Source organism: Sulfuricurvum sp. (assembly GCF_028713855.1).
GTDB lineage: Bacteria > Campylobacterota > Campylobacteria > Campylobacterales > Sulfurimonadaceae > Sulfuricurvum.
This window is the reverse complement of sequence record NZ_JAQTNN010000005.1, coordinates 94,490-112,095: the sequence shown is the minus strand read 5'-3', so window position 1 is coordinate 112,095 and position 17,606 is coordinate 94,490. Positions and strand designations below refer to the sequence as shown.

At 41.6% G+C, this 17,606-nt stretch carries 22 protein-coding genes; 18 read left to right on the top strand and 4 right to left on the bottom strand.

The window, feature by feature from the left end; translation table 11 throughout:
• The first annotated feature begins 4 nt into the window (after nt 1–4).
• The 17 genes from PHI47_RS06385 (at nt 5) to PHI47_RS06305 (ending at nt 10,142) form a co-directional block, all read left to right on the top strand.
• The gene (locus PHI47_RS06385; RefSeq protein ID WP_299935170.1) at nt 5–517 is read left to right on the top strand and encodes a hypothetical protein; all 513 of its coding nucleotides are present in this window, start codon (nt 5–7) and stop codon (nt 515–517) included.
• A gap of 757 nt (nt 518–1,274) precedes the next feature.
• A complete protein-coding gene (locus PHI47_RS06380) occupies nt 1,275–1,598 on the top strand; it encodes a hypothetical protein (RefSeq protein WP_299935168.1) in 324 nt (107 codons plus the stop codon).
• Nucleotides 1,595–2,089: a hypothetical protein gene (locus PHI47_RS06375; RefSeq protein WP_299935165.1), complete on the top strand. Its 495-nt coding sequence runs from the start codon at nt 1,595–1,597 to the stop codon at nt 2,087–2,089. The genes PHI47_RS06380 and PHI47_RS06375 overlap by 4 nt, the downstream gene beginning before the upstream one ends.
• Nucleotides 2,090–2,226: 137 nt before the next feature.
• A complete protein-coding gene (locus PHI47_RS06370) occupies nt 2,227–2,685 on the top strand; it encodes a hypothetical protein (RefSeq protein WP_299935162.1) in 459 nt (152 codons plus the stop codon).
• Nucleotides 2,649–3,290 carry a ParA family protein gene (locus PHI47_RS06365; protein WP_299935159.1) on the top strand — a complete coding sequence of 214 codons (642 nt, stop codon included), beginning with the start codon at nt 2,649–2,651 and terminating at the stop codon, nt 3,288–3,290. The genes PHI47_RS06370 and PHI47_RS06365 overlap by 37 nt, the downstream gene beginning before the upstream one ends.
• Nucleotides 3,262–4,065, top strand: coding sequence for a ParB/RepB/Spo0J family partition protein (locus PHI47_RS06360; protein ID WP_299935156.1), 804 nt, complete (start codon nt 3,262–3,264; stop codon nt 4,063–4,065). Before PHI47_RS06365 ends, PHI47_RS06360 begins: the two co-directional genes overlap by 29 nt.
• A gap of 88 nt (nt 4,066–4,153) precedes the next feature.
• Complete coding sequence (locus PHI47_RS06355; RefSeq protein WP_299935154.1) at nt 4,154–4,432, top strand: hypothetical protein; 279 nt, start codon at nt 4,154–4,156, stop codon at nt 4,430–4,432.
• 433 nt (nt 4,433–4,865) lie between these two features.
• A complete protein-coding gene (locus PHI47_RS06350; RefSeq protein ID WP_299935152.1) occupies nt 4,866–5,075 on the top strand; it encodes a hypothetical protein in 210 nt (69 codons plus the stop codon).
• Between the two features lie 100 nt (nt 5,076–5,175).
• A complete protein-coding gene (locus PHI47_RS06345; protein WP_299935149.1) occupies nt 5,176–5,559 on the top strand; it encodes a hypothetical protein in 384 nt (127 codons plus the stop codon).
• The gene (locus PHI47_RS06340) at nt 5,552–6,475 is read left to right on the top strand and encodes a DNA cytosine methyltransferase (RefSeq protein WP_299935146.1); all 924 of its coding nucleotides are present in this window, start codon (nt 5,552–5,554) and stop codon (nt 6,473–6,475) included. The genes PHI47_RS06345 and PHI47_RS06340 overlap by 8 nt, the downstream gene beginning before the upstream one ends.
• Nucleotides 6,476–6,604: 129 nt before the next feature.
• The gene (locus PHI47_RS06335) at nt 6,605–6,844 is read left to right on the top strand and encodes a hypothetical protein (RefSeq protein ID WP_299935144.1); all 240 of its coding nucleotides are present in this window, start codon (nt 6,605–6,607) and stop codon (nt 6,842–6,844) included.
• Nucleotides 6,844–7,173, top strand: a complete 330-nt coding sequence (locus PHI47_RS06330; protein WP_299935141.1) for a hypothetical protein — start codon at nt 6,844–6,846, stop codon at nt 7,171–7,173. The genes PHI47_RS06335 and PHI47_RS06330 overlap by 1 nt, the downstream gene beginning before the upstream one ends.
• A 64-nt stretch (nt 7,174–7,237) precedes the next feature.
• Nucleotides 7,238–7,780, top strand: a complete 543-nt coding sequence (locus PHI47_RS06325) for a hypothetical protein (RefSeq protein WP_299935139.1) — start codon at nt 7,238–7,240, stop codon at nt 7,778–7,780.
• Nucleotides 7,777–7,989 carry a hypothetical protein gene (locus PHI47_RS06320; protein WP_299935137.1) on the top strand — a complete coding sequence of 71 codons (213 nt, stop codon included), beginning with the start codon at nt 7,777–7,779 and terminating at the stop codon, nt 7,987–7,989. The genes PHI47_RS06325 and PHI47_RS06320 overlap by 4 nt, the downstream gene beginning before the upstream one ends.
• Nucleotides 7,986–8,810, top strand: a complete 825-nt coding sequence (locus tag PHI47_RS06315) for a hypothetical protein (protein ID WP_299935135.1) — start codon at nt 7,986–7,988, stop codon at nt 8,808–8,810. Before PHI47_RS06320 ends, PHI47_RS06315 begins: the two co-directional genes overlap by 4 nt.
• Nucleotides 8,794–9,033: a hypothetical protein gene (locus tag PHI47_RS06310; protein WP_299935132.1), complete on the top strand. Its 240-nt coding sequence runs from the start codon at nt 8,794–8,796 to the stop codon at nt 9,031–9,033. Before PHI47_RS06315 ends, PHI47_RS06310 begins: the two co-directional genes overlap by 17 nt.
• An 11-nt stretch (nt 9,034–9,044) precedes the next feature.
• A complete protein-coding gene (locus tag PHI47_RS06305; RefSeq protein WP_299935129.1) occupies nt 9,045–10,142 on the top strand; it encodes a site-specific integrase in 1,098 nt (365 codons plus the stop codon).
• A gap of 16 nt (nt 10,143–10,158) precedes the next feature.
• Here PHI47_RS06305 and PHI47_RS06300 read toward each other — a convergent pair whose 3' ends face one another.
• Nucleotides 10,159–11,541, bottom strand: coding sequence for a M23 family metallopeptidase (locus PHI47_RS06300; RefSeq protein ID WP_299935126.1), 1,383 nt, complete (start codon nt 11,539–11,541; stop codon nt 10,159–10,161).
• A 68-nt stretch (nt 11,542–11,609) separates the two neighbouring features.
• Here PHI47_RS06300 and fbaA point away from each other — a divergent pair, with 68 nt between their 5' ends.
• Nucleotides 11,610–12,692, top strand: coding sequence for a class II fructose-bisphosphate aldolase (gene fbaA / locus PHI47_RS06295; RefSeq protein ID WP_299935124.1), 1,083 nt, complete (start codon nt 11,610–11,612; stop codon nt 12,690–12,692).
• A gap of 38 nt (nt 12,693–12,730) precedes the next feature.
• Here the strand turns inward: fbaA and PHI47_RS06290 are convergent, their stop codons facing one another.
• The 3 genes from PHI47_RS06290 to PHI47_RS06280 form a co-directional block, all read right to left on the bottom strand.
• Nucleotides 12,731–13,573 carry a peptidylprolyl isomerase gene (locus tag PHI47_RS06290; RefSeq protein WP_299935121.1) on the bottom strand — a complete coding sequence of 281 codons (843 nt, stop codon included), beginning with the start codon at nt 13,571–13,573 and terminating at the stop codon, nt 12,731–12,733.
• Nucleotides 13,574–13,665: 92 nt separating this feature from the next.
• Complete coding sequence (locus PHI47_RS06285) at nt 13,666–15,582, bottom strand: response regulator (RefSeq protein ID WP_299935120.1); 1,917 nt, start codon at nt 15,580–15,582, stop codon at nt 13,666–13,668.
• A gap of 9 nt (nt 15,583–15,591) precedes the next feature.
• Complete coding sequence (locus PHI47_RS06280; RefSeq protein ID WP_299935118.1) at nt 15,592–17,538, bottom strand: response regulator; 1,947 nt, start codon at nt 17,536–17,538, stop codon at nt 15,592–15,594.
• Nucleotides 17,539–17,606 lie beyond the last annotated feature (68 nt).

Here is a 17,606-nt window from a genome sequence, read left to right as displayed (position 1 = left end):
TTAAATGGCAATTGTAAAATGTAAAGAGTGCAATGAGGGAATAAGTGACAAGGCTGAAAAATGCCCAAAATGTGGAGTATCTATCCCAAAAAAAACATCTACTACAACTTGGGTTGCTGGGATAATATTCGCTTTTATTGTTTTAAAGGTTATATCTCCATCTTCGAGTAATGAAAATGTTGCAAATTCAGCTCCTGTAGTTCCTGATGAAAATAAAATAGCAGAAGATAAAATTTGGAAAGAAAAATTTTATAAAACATTAATCGGGGCAAAAAGTATCAAAGCAAGCCTTAGAAATCCAGATAGTCTTGTTTTTGAATCTGTTTTTATGACTGATAACGGAGATGTTTGTTATAAATATCGTGCCCAAAATGGATTTGGTGGGCTTAACACCGAATATGCTGTTTTAACAAAAAAAGGCAACTTTTATCATAATAATTATGATCTTCAAAAAAAGAAGTGCTATAACGTAAGCGGGCAAGAAGTAAAAGAATCAGTAAAAATGGCTCCTCTTTAATCTATATTAACTATATTTTAGGGCTTCGCCCTGAAAACAAAATATTACCCCTCAAAAAATCCATATCATCTTAATTTTTTAAACATCCTATTTTTATTACAAAATATTCCATAATAGAATTATTTTAAGCTCTAATTAAATTCCATTATGGAATAATTACCATAAGAGTTAAAAAAAGGAAATACATGAAACGCAATGACCCTAAGTTCAAAGCCTACTGCAAAAAAGTTGATCCAACTGGATTTTACAAAAACCGTATTGATGAAATTTCAAAAAAAATCAAAATAGTTTCATAGATTACACCTCGGTGTGATCTGATGATCCTATGCTCAAACGGGGCGAGTTGCCCTGAGACCTGACAGTGAAAAGTAACCGTTGATCGGTGGTGCTGGTTTGGGATGAGTTACCGTGAGGGTGACTGAGCGGCGAAGCAGCCGTGTAATTTTCCCGCGGGAAAATTTGAAGAGTTAGAGTGTCTAATGGTGCCTATCTATATGGTAGGTTCCACCAACCACTCGAAGCAGTCGTGCCAATGAACAATCCATCATACGATCTCCTAAATCGAAACGGCATTACCGATCGACTGCTTCACTCCTCCCCTACCCCAGAGTCGAGTAAACCATAATGATGGGATTTTAATTGCAAGGTGGGGGCAGAGCTTTTTATAAACCATTCTGCGGTCGGGATTTACGCCAGGCTTTGCTCCTCGGAGCTTTGCCCGATAGTGGAGTGGTCTACAAAGAGTTCAGGAGAAGCAATGAAAGAGTATCTCAAATGGATTATTGGCGGCATTGTAGCGGTTGTAGCTATAACAGCACTATCGATCGGTATTAAATATTTCGCTCAACCAATGAGCCGATCAATCGATCAAAAGACATTTATGGAATCACAGCAGTACGTTGACGGCTCAGTTCGTGATTTGTCTAAGTATCAGGTTCAATACACGGTCGGGGATGATGCGACGAAAGCAATGATCCGATCAACGGTGCAACATCAGTTTGCCAATTTTCCGAGCGAAAAAGTGCCTTTGCACTTACAGCCGTTTTATAGCTCTATGATGAGCGGAGGAGATTTAAAGTGAAACGTATTTATCTGTTTTTAATGGCGTTGACTTTGGCGATGTTTTTTGCCGGATGCAATCAGGAAGAGTCAGGTGAGCAACTGCAAGATCGACAGCAAGCAGAACAAACAAAAATTGCCGTTCAATCAACGGGGATGCCGTCTATCATAAACTTTACTGAAAAAAAGAATATGAAGATGATCTTGGAAATGCGAGATAACGCAGGGCTTCGTACCTATACCTATATGCGCGATATGAACGGGAATCTGCATCAGTTATGCGATTCGATAGGGTATCCGATCCCATATAGCACTCAATACACCAACCCGCAACAAATTGCTATGAAAAGTAGCGCTTACGGAAACGCGGTACTACCACAAGCCGACCCTAACGGTCTTTATTCTCCTGAGTCGGCGGAAGGGTCTTATGTTATGTGCTTGAACCCAAATAATAAACAGCTTACCCCCGTATATGTCGAAGAGCGACTTATCACGAGTCCATACAAACTTTAACTATGTCCCCGACATCAATGTCGGAGACATCCCCACAGAGCTTTCTACGAGGCACAGGTTCCCTTTGCGGTTCGCTGAGTCACGTAGAGAGCTTCCGAAATTTCCCACGGGAAAATCCAACCAAAAAAGGCAAAGTAATGGAACAGTTGAAAGCGATAGCATTATTAAAAGCGTTTCAAACACATTTAGGTGCAAGCAAAGAAAGCCTTGCTAATTACGAAGATGATCTACAAACATGGGATCAAATCGATGAAGCAATCGCCGAACTCGAAGCCCCTAAAAGCTGTGAATGGATCAACACCAACGATGAAATGCCAAAAGCGGGTCAAATTGTATTTGCTTATATGGAAAATGATGTTGAGCTTGGAGAAAAAGTATTCGAGTTTCATGATGGAATAAGAGCCGTGTATTACCCTGAATTTCATATGGAATGTGACGGTACTTTTGATGGTGATTGCGATTACAATGAAGAAAGGGATGAATACTATTTGCCTGAGGGATGGTATGAATGGAATAGTGTTGAAGATATTCATTGGATGGCTACTAAAAAAGCAAAACTGTGGATGCATATCCTAGTGCCAAAGAGTTCCAAATGATACTCACCCTAGCACACACCAAAGGCGGTGTCGGAAAATCAACACTCGCTTGGCATCTCGCTCACTCGATCGGTCACGGCACTACTGTAATCGATCTCGACTTTCAGCAAACCATCAAATATCTAAACCTTATGGGTGGTGAACCGCTGAACGTTATACAGCCTCAAACGTCTGAGGAGTTGATCACCATACTCCAAAACATACCAAGCACTCAAATCGTCATTATTGATGTAGGTGGGTTTGATGCGGCGATCAATCGAACTGCTATCGAGTACAGCGACTTGGTAGTGATACCGATCAGCGATAGCGTTACTGAGGTGATAGGCTTCGAGACGTTCAAAGATATCTTGAGCGAGATCGGAAGCCATGCAGAGGTATGTATGGTACTCAACAACGTCCACCCACTCGCTCGTAACTTCAAAGATATTGAGCAAGCCGTATATGGAACTGGGTTCCGCATACTGAAAAACATAATCCGAAGCCGTAAAATCTACCGAACGACAATGGGTGATGGAAAGAGTGTATATCACGGTGCTATTGACGGTACCGCACGATCTGAAATATCAGGACTTAAATATGAACTTATCAGCCCTACTAGATGCTAAAGCCAAAACCCCGACTCGCACGAACGGTATCACTGATCTTATGGAGATAGAGATATCGAAGATATACCCAAACCCCGACCAACCCCGCAAATACTTCGACCATGTATCATTGGGAGAACTGGCTGAATCTATCAAAGAAAAAGGCCTGCTCCAACCTATCAGCGTAGTACGCAGAGAGAATAGATACATGATCATAGCAGGTCAGCGCAGATGGGAAGCTCATAAAATCATCGGAGCATTGACGATCCGGGCAATAGTATCATCGTATGAGAATACGGTTATCGATGAAATGGCGCTGATTGAAAATATCCAACGTGATGACCTGACCGATTTAGAAGTAGCAATGGCGATAGTTCGGCTATGGGAGTCGGGAGCGTATGATCAAAAGCAGGATCTCGCATCCGTGATTGCCAAACCGCTCTCATATATATCCAAGGCATTCAGCGTCGTGAACAAACTTGACCCAACTATCATTGCTGAAGTGAAGAGTGAAAGACGAGAATACGGAATGTCGGTACTCGATGAACTCGCACGAATAAAACAACCCGAAAAACAGCGTGAAATCTATCAGCGATACAAAGCAGGCGAAATCACACGCGATGATTTCAAGGAAGCGGCAAAGCCGAAAGCGGAAAAAATTTCCCGCGGGAAAATGAAACACGTTTCGACTATTTTCGCAAAGGGTGGAGATTCGGTTGAGTCTATCAACTTTGACAAGATCATTTCCACATTAGACCCTGAGAAACAGTACAGAATCACCATCGAGGAGATTTGATGAAGTATAGGCTCATTTTAGCATCCCTCAACGGTCTGCCATTATGGTGGGCGATACGCATTATTGAAGAACTACCAAAGGAGAAACTATGTTAGAAGAAACGCTCAACCTTAGCACGCCAAACGGGGTCGCTATAAATTTTGAAACCTACGAAGATTATGACACTTATGATAAAGCCTTCAAGGGTGCTATTCATGCGATTCTAATTCCTTTTATTTTGGCTTGGGTGTCCCCAGTATTAGCGAGTGGTTATCTTATAACTGCCGCTTTTTTATATGGTACCGTTTTTCGTCATAAGTCGCAAGGCTTTTGGGGAACAGTTGTTCTAGTACTTGGCTTATATGCTCTATTAGTTATGGCGGTGTGACATGGAAGATCAAATCATAGGAATTATTTGCGTTTTGGCTTTATTCGTATCTATCGGATGGGTTTCATACAAATCCAAGCGACGCTACGGCGAAAACCCAAAGGGTGCAAAATGGCAGAAATAATCCCCAACAACGGAATGTTTGAAGTATTGGATAGCGGTGAGCTTATCAAAGCTTGTAAAAGCGTTTATAGCGCAAATGGATTGTTGATGAAGAGGATTAGCGGATGATAGATAAACCAATGCCAAAGCAGTGTTGGACATGTGCTCATGCTATTGACCCGCACCTTGATACCCCGATCACTGAATTACCGGAAGAATATAACTTTATTTGTGAGTATAGCCGCAATGAGGTTGAGTTCAATGCTACGTGTGACAGCGATTATAAACCATGTCCGCAAGTTCAAAAAGATTTTAATAGTGGATGTCACCTATGAAAAAAAGAATACAAATCCCACCCCCGAAGATCGTCGCCCGATACGGCAAAGACTATGCCATTACTCAGGGAGTCAATAGCGGGTTGTTCTATGGATTTTATAGAGATAAGTTCCTCGGTCACAACATTGCTATGAGTTATGTTATCAGTTTAATCTCGATCCAAGAGGGTCAGAACTTCGACATTAATAAGGTGGAAATACTATGAGTACACATTTGAGAGTTTTGCAACACATTCACAAATCGCAAAATGTTTCTTCGCTTGAACGTGCGAAGCGTGAGATTGAAGAGATGATGAGGGGTACAAAATGCAACTGACATTACGAATCGATGGGATCACCACATCTGACGCCGACACCGTAGAAAATTTAGAATTGTTATGTCTGTCTAATGAGCGATATGGGTCGGTTGAGCTTTGTTTTAAAAGTGATTGTATCGGTGGAATGAATTTAGGTTTTGCACGAATCAAACTTTACAATTCAAATCTTGCTATTGATGCGGATGCAACTTTCGAGAGTGCTAAGTTTCTAGGTGAAGAAATTTGCCGAAGATGGAACCTGCAAAACGTAAAAATTGGGGAGGCTACACAATACTATCAGATGCCATGTCCATATGGCTTTGATAGTATAGAAGATAACCCGCTTTTTCAATCGTTTATGAAAAGCTCTACCAATAGGAGGATACGTGAATGAGTTGGCTCTTTTCGCAGATGCTGGTGGAGGAATACTCGGCGGTAAACTTCTCGGATGGCGAACCGTGTGCGCCGTTGAGCGTGATTCCTACGCCGCACAAGTTTTGGCACAACGACAAAATGACGGATCCTTCGAACCTTTCCCGATATGGTCTGACGTGTCAAGTTTTGACGGCTACCCGTGGCGAGGAATTGTTGATGTCATATCTGGCGGGTTTCCGTGTCAAGACATCAGCAGTGCCGGAAGCGGATGCGGATTGGACGGAGCGCGGTCGGGGCTTTGGAGAGAAATGGCGCGGATCATCGGCGAAGTACGACCCCCACGCGTCCTCGTGGAAAATTCTCCGCTTCTCACTTCTCGGGGAGGAGATCGAGTTATTGGAGACCTTACCGCGTTGGGGTATGACTGTAAATGGGGAGTTATCGGAGCGCACAATGCCGACGCTCCACACAAGCGTGACCGGATATGGATCGTCGCGACACGCCAATGCACTGAACACCCAAGACACAAAGCAATCCGAAAGTCTATTCGACGAAATCGAATTAAACGAGGATCGATCACACCAAGAGTTTTTCTATACTCCAAAAGCGAACGACGCAGAGAAGCGGGGAAAAGTGTCGGCGGACAAACGCAACGGGATAGTGGGGCAGGTGATGAACTTCTATCCAACTCCAACGGCTTCGGACGGTTTCAAATGGAACAATATGACAGTCCAGGAGAGAGTGGAAAAGGGTCAACATATTCGACTCTGCAATTTCATAACTACTATGGAGGGGAATCGGGTCGGTGGCCTATTGAACCCAAACTGGGAAGAGTGGCTCATGGCGTGGCCAATAGGCCACACAGGATTAAAGCCATTGGAAACGGACAGGTTGGAAGAATGGTACCGTTGGCATGGAGTATCTTAAGCAAATAATGCGGGTTCTCCCCGCATAACCACCTACTAAAACAATCCACCAAAATCACCACCCTGCCCCACACTAAACCCGTCCAACCATTCCTCACGCCGACGGGTTCACTGTGAGACAATCAAAAAGGATATTTTATGGACAAAGAGCAATTTCAAAACAATATGATGATGTTCAAAAACGGCATCATTGATTATGTAACATTCACTTCAAGATGTATTCAATATATAAATTCACTCGAAGCCGAAAACGCAAAGCTCAAAAAGCCGAAGACGTGTGATGGGTGTGTATTTGAAAATGCAAAGTGGGGAGTTCAAACACATTGTATAACTTGTAATAGAGATAAAACAGATCATTTCCAGTCAAAGGCTACCTAATGTGGCAAACCTACGAAGACTACTGTGCAGAAATGGAATATCTCAAGGCCGTTCCACTCCCCGAAGAGATATGGCGGAGAGAATACGCACCCAAAGACGAAGCCTACCGCGAACCGCTCATCATCACCCCGAAAAACAGAAACCGCCCGATGAGTGCTACTTTGGAAAACCATATTGCCAACGTCGGGAAAATGGTACCGAAGCCAAAAAAGAAGTATGCGCCTCGCATATCCCGCAAAGGGTGGACAACGGAACAGATCAAAGCGAGACGATCCGAGAATTCCCAAAAATGCAAGGCGCGGAAGAAATTAGCCCAAGTGATTTTATAAAGCCTGAGCATTACTTCGATGCTTTGGAAGCGCAGAGAATTTTAAATGAAATGAGGAGAGCGGGATGATACAAAAAACTTTAACCGAAACATATAGCCTAAGAGGTGAAAAATGCCTATGGGCTAAAATAAACCTTGATTGTGGAGAAGAGAGCGTTAATGTAATGATCTCAAGCGACTACGGTGAGTTTAATCACTATTGGGGTTATTGTGGGATGAACCCTAAAAAGTTTTTAACAACAACTGATATGCACTACACGATGAAAAAATTAATGGGTGGTGCTGACAATATGTATGAGCCTGACTTTGATGCTAGGCTCGTATCATTTAAAGAAAAAATTATTGAATATAGAAAAGAATATAATATCACTAAACGTCAAGCTAGAGACGCTTGGGATAAAGTTTTATCTATATTTAATTATTGCCAAAACAGTAACGAATTGTATTTTAGTCAATGTATTAATGCGGATGAGCTTGACTGTATTTTATATGATTGTGAATCAATCCCTGAAAATACAAAAATGAAAAATTATGTTACTGATTTTTGGGAAGATATTTGGGTTCCTTTTTCTGAGTTCTTGAAAGAAGAATTAAAGGATCAACTATGAACCGAGAACAAGCCAAAGCCACTATCCGAAGTCGAGTAGTAGTAAACGCACAACACATCAAAAGCCTCCATTCGGTTGACGAAGTGATCGATCAGCTCTGTGATGAACACGAAGATCGGATGAGAGAAAAAGACCTGAAAGTCGAGTGGTTACAAGAGTGCATCGATAAGCGAAATGAGTTTGATAAAAAGTATGGAGAGCAACCATGAAACCCGCAATATTCAACAACGAAATGGTGAGAGCGATACTTGATGATCGAAAGACTAATACACGCAGACCATTTACTTTTAAAAAGTGCATTAGAGATTATGTCAAATCAATGGGTCAAGATTATTGCCTAAAACATCAAAATAAACTACACGGCGAATATGATTGGTCGATCAGAGAGCGTAGCGGAGTATGGGCTGATTACACTCACCAACAATTTTTAGATGAATACGCTCCCTACAAAGTCGGTGACATTATCTATGTGCGGGAGACGTGGGCAGAAGTATTTGAAATAGAATATATAGACTTTGGGGTATGCGAACGTGAAATAAAAAATATAAGCGATTGTATATCAAATTTTGAATCCATATCTAAAATACAAGTAGGTATGTCTAATAGATGTTCGCCTCCAAATGCTGAAGAAAGAATGCGTTATATTGTCTATAAAGCTGAAAACTTAGAATACACTAATAAAAAGTATAAACTGCTTTGGACCCCATCTATCCATATGCCAAAAGAGTACGCCCGTTTATTCCTCAGAGTAAAAGACGTTCGTATTGAGCGGTTGAATGAGATCAACAGTGCAGATGCTAAAGCTGAAGGTATCGATGAGAAGAATATTACTGATGCAGAGGTAGCACATTATATGGGCTATACGTGTGATGCGTATGTTGGATATTACGATCATGAATACACAATATCAGCGTTTGCAAAACTTTGGGAATCAATCTACGGTAACGGCTCATTCGATAACCGATACGTTTGGGTGATTGAGTTTGAACGAATTAGTAAAGAGGAGGCGATGAGTGGAACAGCAACCTAAATACCTATCCCTCCCCCACCTCGCCCGTCACTATGATCTCCACACCGACACCATGAAAAAACGGCTTAAAGAGATCGAAATGCAACCGAACGAACACTTCATCATACTGCACGAGGGTGAGCGAAAAACAGTACGCTTTGACGTTGAAAAAGTCCACGAAGCCCTCACCGCAAAATCACAACCCGAAAACGTCAATGATATTTTAAACAGATTACTCATTTAAGGAGTGCTACAATGTCGCTTCATGGTGTTTCTGTCCGAAAGGGCAAAGGTATGGCAAAAGTATATGCCAGAGGTAAAAAGCTGTATATTGACTATATGGTGGACGGTGAACGTAAGAGAAAAGCAACGGGACTCGATGATACCAAAGAGAACCGAAAACTTTGTGAGACTACGATTATACCGAAACTAATGTCAATGATAGCTACAGGTGAAATCCATAAAAAGAAGCCGAAAACATTCGGACATTATTATGAGATTTTCTTAAAACGTAAATCCGAAAACTCATCCTACCGAAACAAAAAAACGCAGTGGGATATCGCGAACAAAGTATTCGGCTATAGAGATATCGACACGATAACACGGTTCGAGGTTAAAGAGTACCTAGCATCCGTTCCGATTATGAACCGATCAAAAGCTCCGCTCAAAACACTCTTCAATGAGATATTTGAAATGGGGATAGATGATCGGGTGATCGATGCGAATCCGGCACTAAACATCCGTTTAAAACCTGAACAGAAAAAAGAGATCGACTACTTCACAAAAGAGGAAGCTCGAGCGCTCATTGAAAACGCCGAGGGTATAATGCGGCCATATCTGCTATTGGCATTCAATACGGGTATGCGACCGGAAGAAATCTTCGGGTTGCAAGCCGGTGATCTGAAAGATGGATGGATCGATATAAAACGGGTCAGAACCGATAAAAAGATTCGACACCCGAAAACGAAAAGCTCTATCCGTAAGATTCCATGCCCTCAGTTCGTGATCGATGAAGTGCTGAAGCTTAACAGTGGAAATATCTTCTTATTCGGTGAGTATGATGATGCGAGAAAGATGCCGAAGCATTGGCACCCGTTGTTAGAAAAAACGGGTATCCGATACCGACGGCTATACGCTTGCCGTCACACGTTCGCCACCACGATGCTCCGTGAAAGCATTGTAAGCATCAGCGAACTATCCGGGATGCTTGGTCACGCAAATGTACAAACGACACTGGCACACTATGCCTCTGTAATCGATTCAGCATTGCTGAAACTGGATAAGAATTTCGACCTGTTTGGCTCATTTTCGTCACAGTCAAATAACAAAACCGCTCAAAGCTCCGTAAAATAGGGCTAAAACAAAAATATTACTGTACCGTATATCGATCACCTTTTTGCGGTAATATCACAATTCCCTGCGCCGTTTGCATTTTAATTGGCAGATTCATCGGGCGGCGCATCGAAATCGGATCAACTTTGCTGACACTAAAATGCAAATGTGGCCCGCTCGTATATCCTGTATTGCCCGAATAACCGATCAAATCCCCTTTGAGAACTTTTTGACCGATTGCGACGGCAGTTCCCCCCTGTTTAAGGTGGTAATAATTTCCCATTGTCCCATCGCTATGTTCAATAATGACGTAATTGGCGTATTGACGATATTCAGGACTTGCTCCGCCAAGGTTATTACTTCCCTCTGCTCCGACGACGATCCCTTCACGCGCTGCATATATCGGTGTTCCTACAGCTACAGGAAAATCAACCGCATAAGCTGAAAGCCCTTTGTGTGAAGTATCCCCATGATAGCCTTGGGAAACATAAACATTAGCCCCTTTCACAAACGGAAGTGTATAAAGATAATTATCTTGATGTATGGCAAAGGCCGATCCCCTTACCCACCCATAGGATGAACGATAATCAACTCCCAAGGCAGCTGAAATACGGGAAAGTTCCAATACTTTTTTTTTGCTTCTACCTGGGACTTCGATAAACAGCGGAAGGCGGTTTGAGGCTTTTAAATTACTAAGAGATTCAAAATCGATGCTCAACGTAACCGTATAGGGATTTAGGTTTTCCACTTCAAATTCATAACCGCCGGCTCCGTTTTGATCAGCACTTAAAATAACGCTGTTACGTGAACCGATTTGCGCTATTTTTTTAATACCGGATACTTCGGAACGTTTTAAAATCCGCAAATGTTCCTCGTATGCCTGTTCCTGTTCAATCGCGATCTGGATACTTTTTTGTTCCAGTGCCTGTTCATCACATAATGCTTCAATACTTTTGATAGAGTGGTGAGGATAGTTTTTTTGATAGAAAGCAATCACTTCCGCACGTATTCGAGGATGATGAAGCGGATCCAAAGGGGCTGATACCAAATCTTCAAAACTCTTTTTATCGGATTGCACCATCGCTGCATCCAAAGATTTTCGATACATCGCATCGATTGTATCCTTGGTACTTGCCAGCTCTCTTAAATCTTTGAGATAGATTTTTAATAGTTCACTGTCAACTTCCTTAGTAGCAGAAAGTTCCTGCCCTACAGCCAAGGTAGCTTGAACACTATCCAAAAAATTACGCAATATTTTTTTATTGGGTTCCATTACCGGTTGTTGACTCAGTTTTTCAATCGATACAGTACTTTTTTGGAGGGGATCAGCCAACGTATCAAATACTACCTGAGATTTGGCATTAAGTGTCAAAAAACTCAATAAAAAAAACATACTGACACGGGCCAAAACCAACTCCATTTTTTTTTAATTCTATCATTATTGCTCTAAGGATATAATATCGTCTATTTTAACTGTGGGGTAAAGTTATGTCCGTAAACATTTTAGAAGTGATGAAACCGGGAGTAATCTTTGGTGATGATGTTCAAAAATTATTTGAAATTGCCAAACAAGAGAGATTTGCTCTTCCTGCCGTAAACGTTGTCGGAACTGATTCTATCAATGCCGTTTTAGAAGCGGCCAAAATCGTCAATTCTCCTGTCATTATTCAGTTTTCCAACGGTGGCGCAAGTTACTACGCGGGTAAAGGATTAAGTAATGACAATGAACAAGCAGCCATCGTTGGTGCCATCAGCGGAGCCATCCACACACATATGATGGCAGAAGCGTACGGAATCCCAGTCATCTTGCATACCGACCATGCAGCACGTCATTTGTTACCATGGATTGATGCTCTTCTCGATGCAGGTGAAAAACATTACGCCCAATACGGTAAACCGCTCTTTAGTTCTCACATGCTTGATCTCTCCGAAGAGAGCTTGGAGCAAAACGTTTCAACGTGTGTTGAATACATGAAACGTATGGATAAAATCGGCATGACGTTAGAAATCGAACTTGGTGTTACCGGAGGGGAAGAAGACGGAGTTGATAATAGCAATATCGACAATGCCCTCCTTTACACTCAACCTGAAGATGTCGCCTATGCGTATGAAAGACTCAGCGCCGTGAGTAACCGATTCACCATCGCCGCATCATTCGGAAACGTCCACGGTGTTTACAAACCAGGCAATGTTGTCCTTACCCCTATCATCCTCAACAACTCTCAAAAATACATCAAAGAAAAATTTGCCACCGCTTCGGATAAACCTGTCAATTTCGTATTCCACGGCGGTTCAGGTTCAACTCACGAAGAGATCCGCGAAGCAATCAGCTACGGCGTTATCAAAATGAATATCGATACCGATACCCAATGGGCAACATGGGAAGGGGTCAAAGATTATTACGAGAAATACAAAGATTATCTCCAAGGACAAATCGGAAATCCTGAGGGTGAAGAAAAACCAAATAAAAAATATTATGATCCGAGAAAATGGTTACGAGACGGACAAAAAACATTAATAGCACGTGTAAAAGCGGCATTTAATGATTTGAACGCGATTAATAGAAATTAAGAAATATTCCCGCTAAAGCGGGAATATTTGAAGTAAGATTATTTAGAGTAATTAATTTTCGCTTTTGAACGTAAATCAGCCATTTTTTTATCCATATACGCTTTAAACTTATCCATTTTCAAACGCTGCTCGATAAAGTTTTTGACATCATCAAATCCAAGTTTTTTAGCCGCTTTTTTATCTTCGACATAAATAACATGATACCCGAACTGGCTTTGTACAGGAGTAGAGGAGATTGTCCCCTCTTTCATAGCAAATGCCGCATCGTTAAAAGATGGAACCATTTGCCCGCGAGGGAAGTATCCAAGATCTCCTCCTTTTGCTGCACTTGGTCCGGTTGATTTTGATTTGGCCTGTGCAATAAACTCATTACGCAGTTTATCTCCGCTAAGACCTCTCATGCTTTTGATGATTGCATTGCCTTCAGCTTCGGTTTTTACCAAAATATGGCGAGCATGGATTTTTTCTTTATCCACAAATTCATCCGGATTAGCATCAAAATATGATTTTACTTCTTTTGCATCAATTTTAATTGCTTCAAATTGTTGTTGTTCCCAAACTTTTGCTGCGAGCTGAACTTTTAACCGGCTTACCAGCGTATCAAGTTCTTGTTTATATTCTTTTGTATCCAAGACACCCGTTTTTTGAGCATCATCATAGACTAACTCTTGAGCAATCATCCCTTCGATAATCCGTTGGCGTAATTCGTTTTGTTTATCGGCCGGAAGAGAATCAAAACGTCCTTGCGTCCCTTCCATTAATACTTTATTAACTTCATCCGTGGTGATTTCATCACCGTTAACAGTCGCTAGAACAGCCCCCGATGCAATCGGAGCACTCAACAATAAGCCTAAAATCCAAGCGCTATAATATCGCTTCATTACTATCCTTGTGTTTTTCCCTTTTTAGGAGGGGGTTTTGATTTCGGCATTATAATACATTTGTGAGTATAGTACGCAATAAATAACCAAAATTAAATGGCGTTATTATTGCGTCTTTGCTGGGCAATTTTCAGGTAGCGATCCAACGTCTGCAAAAGGAAATGTTTATCGATCGGTTTCGCTAAGTGCGCATCCAATCCGGCTGCAATTATGCGTTCACGATCCCCGATCAATGCGTGTGCCGTAAGGGCGATGACCGGTACAAATCCGCGTGAATCACGCTTATCAATCTCCTTAATAAGCCGATTGGCCATCAAGCCATCCATTACCGGCATATCGATATCCATCAAAACCAAATCGAAATGCTCTTTCAGATAGGCATCGACTGCTTTTTGCCCATTCTCAACTGCTACGACTCGGAAATGTTCCTGTAATAAAATCGTCTCAAGAAGTTTAAGGTTGATAAGATTGTCTTCTGCAACCAAAATTTTGATATTCTCGGCTTGTGGAATAGTTTGCGCCTCGGGACTACGTGAAATATACTCTTTCGGCATCGTGTTCCAAATAACAGCCAATGTTTTATGAAGCGAACTTGGCAAAATCGGTAAGGTAACGATGGATGCAACAGAATCGATGACGGCATCTGCTTTCTCACCATAATCCAATTTCATAATCGGAACGATACGTAGATTTGGATAAGTCGATTTTAGTGCATCGATTTGGGATTTTGCAATATGCGGTATGTCTAAAAATAAGACATCACTCTCATGCAAAGCGGTATTCACCAAATCATGTATCCCTTTAGTTTGGACATTGAAAAGTTCTAAATATTTGTATAATAAAGCCCCTTGCGCAGAGAGGTGATGTTCTTGAGTATAAATAGCTGCACGGGTACCTTCGACAAAATCAAATTTCCCTTCTTCATTCAGCTGATGAGTAACTCGGAATGAAAAACGTGACCCTTTCCCACTTTCAGAAGCAAGCATCAGATGAGAATCCATCATATCCACATATTTATGGCTTAAGCTAAGACCGATCCCCAATCCGTCTTTGCCTTTGCGTTGATTATCCCATGCTGAAGCAAAAGGGCGTAGGAGGGTTTTGATTTTTTCATTTTCGATACCGATACCCGTATCACTTACCGCATATTCAACCTCAATGAAATTTCCCTCTTCTTTAGCAATAAGAATCTCAACAAGGACACGTCCTCCGTCTTCGGTAAATTTAATACCGTTTTGGACCAGATTACGCATAACAGCGAGAATTTTATCCTGATCTCCAATCATTGTTTTAGGCAAATGCGGATCGATTAAAAACATAAGATTAATATCTTTTGAGAGGGCAAGATCGCCAAACTGCTGTGAAAAACTCTCATACACTTCAAGAGGATTAAAAAGTGCCAGATTGGCATGAACACTTCCGCTTTCAACCTGCATCATCTCAAGAAGATTTTCGATATTACGCATCATTGACTGGGCACTTCGGCTTGTCATCTGCACATATTCTTGCTGCCATGAACTCAGAGGAGAGCTTTTAAGCAATTCGCTGAATCCGATAATGGCATTCATAGGAGTGCGAAATTCATGCGAGATATTCGTCAAAAATTTCTTTTTAAAATCTTCAAAATAACGCTCTGCCGCCCGTGCACGTTCAATGATCGAAGTATCTCGGAAAACTACGCCGATAATCGGATAGTCATCCAGTAAAACTGTTTCTGATTTTGCGGCAACATCATATGATATGCCGCCCGCAGTAATTTTTCCACGGTAATTACCCGATTGAGAGAGGAGAAAAGAGAGATCTACCCCCTGCGGATCAAACCACATATTTAACGGAGCAACCTCATCTAATTCGTTCACCCCTAAAAATTCTAAAAGGAGCTCATTACACCCAAGCAAGGTTCCTGACATATCCGTATAAATCATCGGATCAGAATGCAAATGAGCACACGAAGCGAGTAATTTAGCCGTATGGGCATAATCGTTTGCGAAACTTTCTAAGTAAACCATATCCGTTCCTTATGCACTAACATGCAAATATTTGTGAAGAATATATTCAAGTTTTTCACGTGTAAGCGGCTTTGAAAGATAATCATCCAAGCCACGACCTAAAATATACTCCCGATCCCCTTCCATTGCCAATGCGGTTAATGCGATAATAGGCATTCGTCCGACCCGTGCAGGACCTTCTTCAGCTTTAATCTCTTGGGTAGCCAAAATACCGTCTTTGATCGGCATATCAATATCCATAAAGACAATATCAAACTTATGTTCACGACACGTTTCCACCGCTTCATCTCCATTTGAAACTGCGATGACATTAATGCCATACTCTTTGAGCAATAATTTAATCAACCGCTGATTAATTAGATTGTCCTCGACGACCAAAGCATTCACACCGCGTTGGATTTGTGGGACGACAACAGGAGTCTCTTTAGGAATACTCAGGATTTCCACTAGATGCTCCAGTAAAGACGTCGGCAATAACGGCTTGGTGAGGGATACATCGATGAGATGAAGCATCTTTGCCTGAAGCCGTTCATGCTCTTCGAGAAGCAATACGGTTTTACACGTTCGTTTGATTCGTGAAAGCGGCATTGTCCAGTCACTTTTTTCTTGAGAAGCGATGATATAAACTATTTCCGCATCGGTAAAAATCGATTCATCAACCATTTGCGTTTTCGTTACACTCACCCCGAAACTACGCAAGTAGTTGGTGAGATGGTTGGCATCATCCAATCGTTTTTCATCAACAAGGACAACTTTAACATTATGCGCATTGATCATCTGCATCGCATGATCAGAAGAACCATCCAACGTTAATGCAAAACTAAATGAAGAACCCCGCCCTTCATCACTGGTAATTTTAAGTTCACCGCCCATCAATGAAATTAATCCGTGCGAAAGGCTTAGCCCAACACCTAAACGACTGTCGGCATGATCCCCTGATACAAACGGTCTTGTTATGTAACTGAGATCCGACTTACTGATCCCTTTACCTGTATCTTTCACCATAAAACCAATATTACACGTTCCCGTCGTATTGCGTTTAAGAAGCTTTACTTCAATCGTTATCCGTCCGCCCGGCTGAGTAAATTTAAGTGCGTTATTATAGAGGTTATTAATTACTTGTTTAATTTTACGGATATCTCCCGTGATATAGGTTGGAAGTTTCGGATCAATAAAGAATAAAACCCCTACCCCTTTATCCCCACCCATCGAAACGGCTCCACGAGCAAGCTCTTCCATCTCCGCAACGATGTTAAATTCGCTTTTACTGACGTTTAGCCGTCCATTTTGCATTTGTGCCAAGTCAAGGAGATTTTCGATGTTAGACATCAGGTTGCGCGCTGAACCTTGGACGGAATGGATGTATTCAAGCTGAGTATCGTTTGGAGACGTTTTGGAAAGAAGCTCTACAAATCCCAAAATACCGTTCATCGGGGTACGGAATTCATGCCCGATATTGGCTAAAAATTTGGTTTTAAGCTGTTCGACTTTTACCACTTCCGCCTTCAGATCGACGAGGTTGCTCTGATCTTCCAGTCGTAACAGATAAAGATCCGTCCCCCCCTCTTGAATCAAAGTAGAAGTCGCAGACATAATGTGCATCTTTCCGGAAGGATCGACCATACCCAAACCATACCCTTTGGGAAAATGGGTTCGTAAATAATCGAGCCAGCTTTTGTCATATTCGGTAAATACCTCTTCATCTTCATGATCAAAAAGTTCCCGGATACTCTCATGATTCGTACGTAGTTGTTCAATCGTTTTAAACGAAACCAAATCAAAAAAGGCTTTATTCGCCCCTATCCATCCATTCTCTTTTGTAAAAAAAAGTAAGGCAGCGGTATCGGTGTCCAAAACTTTATAAAAAAGCTCTTTATTGATGCTTTGATCACTCTCTTCAGCGAAGCGATGATCGTCTTTTGTAAAAAGTTTTTGAATCATACGTAGTAATCCCAAAGTTATCCCCTTAATTCATGTTGCATGGAAATCGGTTATTGTAACACAAAATTATCATACTAATGTTT

Coding starts and splice junctions, on each gene's coding strand:
- PHI47_RS06385 (WP_299935170.1), top strand. CDS start 5: ATGGCAATTGTAAAATGTAAAGAGTGCAATGAGGGAATAAGTGACAAG.
- PHI47_RS06380 (WP_299935168.1), top strand. CDS start 1,275: ATGAAAGAGTATCTCAAATGGATTATTGGCGGCATTGTAGCGGTTGTA.
- PHI47_RS06370 (WP_299935162.1), top strand. CDS start 2,227: ATGGAACAGTTGAAAGCGATAGCATTATTAAAAGCGTTTCAAACACAT.
- PHI47_RS06360 (WP_299935156.1), top strand. CDS start 3,262: ATGAACTTATCAGCCCTACTAGATGCTAAAGCCAAAACCCCGACTCGC.
- PHI47_RS06355 (WP_299935154.1), top strand. CDS start 4,154: ATGTTAGAAGAAACGCTCAACCTTAGCACGCCAAACGGGGTCGCTATA.
- PHI47_RS06350 (WP_299935152.1), top strand. CDS start 4,866: ATGAAAAAAAGAATACAAATCCCACCCCCGAAGATCGTCGCCCGATAC.
- PHI47_RS06345 (WP_299935149.1), top strand. CDS start 5,176: ATGCAACTGACATTACGAATCGATGGGATCACCACATCTGACGCCGAC.
- PHI47_RS06335 (WP_299935144.1), top strand. CDS start 6,605: ATGGACAAAGAGCAATTTCAAAACAATATGATGATGTTCAAAAACGGC.
- PHI47_RS06330 (WP_299935141.1), top strand. CDS start 6,844: ATGTGGCAAACCTACGAAGACTACTGTGCAGAAATGGAATATCTCAAG.
- PHI47_RS06325 (WP_299935139.1), top strand. CDS start 7,238: ATGATACAAAAAACTTTAACCGAAACATATAGCCTAAGAGGTGAAAAA.
- PHI47_RS06320 (WP_299935137.1), top strand. CDS start 7,777: ATGAACCGAGAACAAGCCAAAGCCACTATCCGAAGTCGAGTAGTAGTA.
- PHI47_RS06315 (WP_299935135.1), top strand. CDS start 7,986: ATGAAACCCGCAATATTCAACAACGAAATGGTGAGAGCGATACTTGAT.
- PHI47_RS06305 (WP_299935129.1), top strand. CDS start 9,045: ATGTCGCTTCATGGTGTTTCTGTCCGAAAGGGCAAAGGTATGGCAAAA.
- PHI47_RS06300 (WP_299935126.1), bottom strand. CDS start 11,541: ATGGAGTTGGTTTTGGCCCGTGTCAGTATGTTTTTTTTATTGAGTTTT.
- fbaA (WP_299935124.1), top strand. CDS start 11,610: ATGTCCGTAAACATTTTAGAAGTGATGAAACCGGGAGTAATCTTTGGT.
- PHI47_RS06290 (WP_299935121.1), bottom strand. CDS start 13,573: ATGAAGCGATATTATAGCGCTTGGATTTTAGGCTTATTGTTGAGTGCT.
- PHI47_RS06285 (WP_299935120.1), bottom strand. CDS start 15,582: ATGGTTTACTTAGAAAGTTTCGCAAACGATTATGCCCATACGGCTAAA.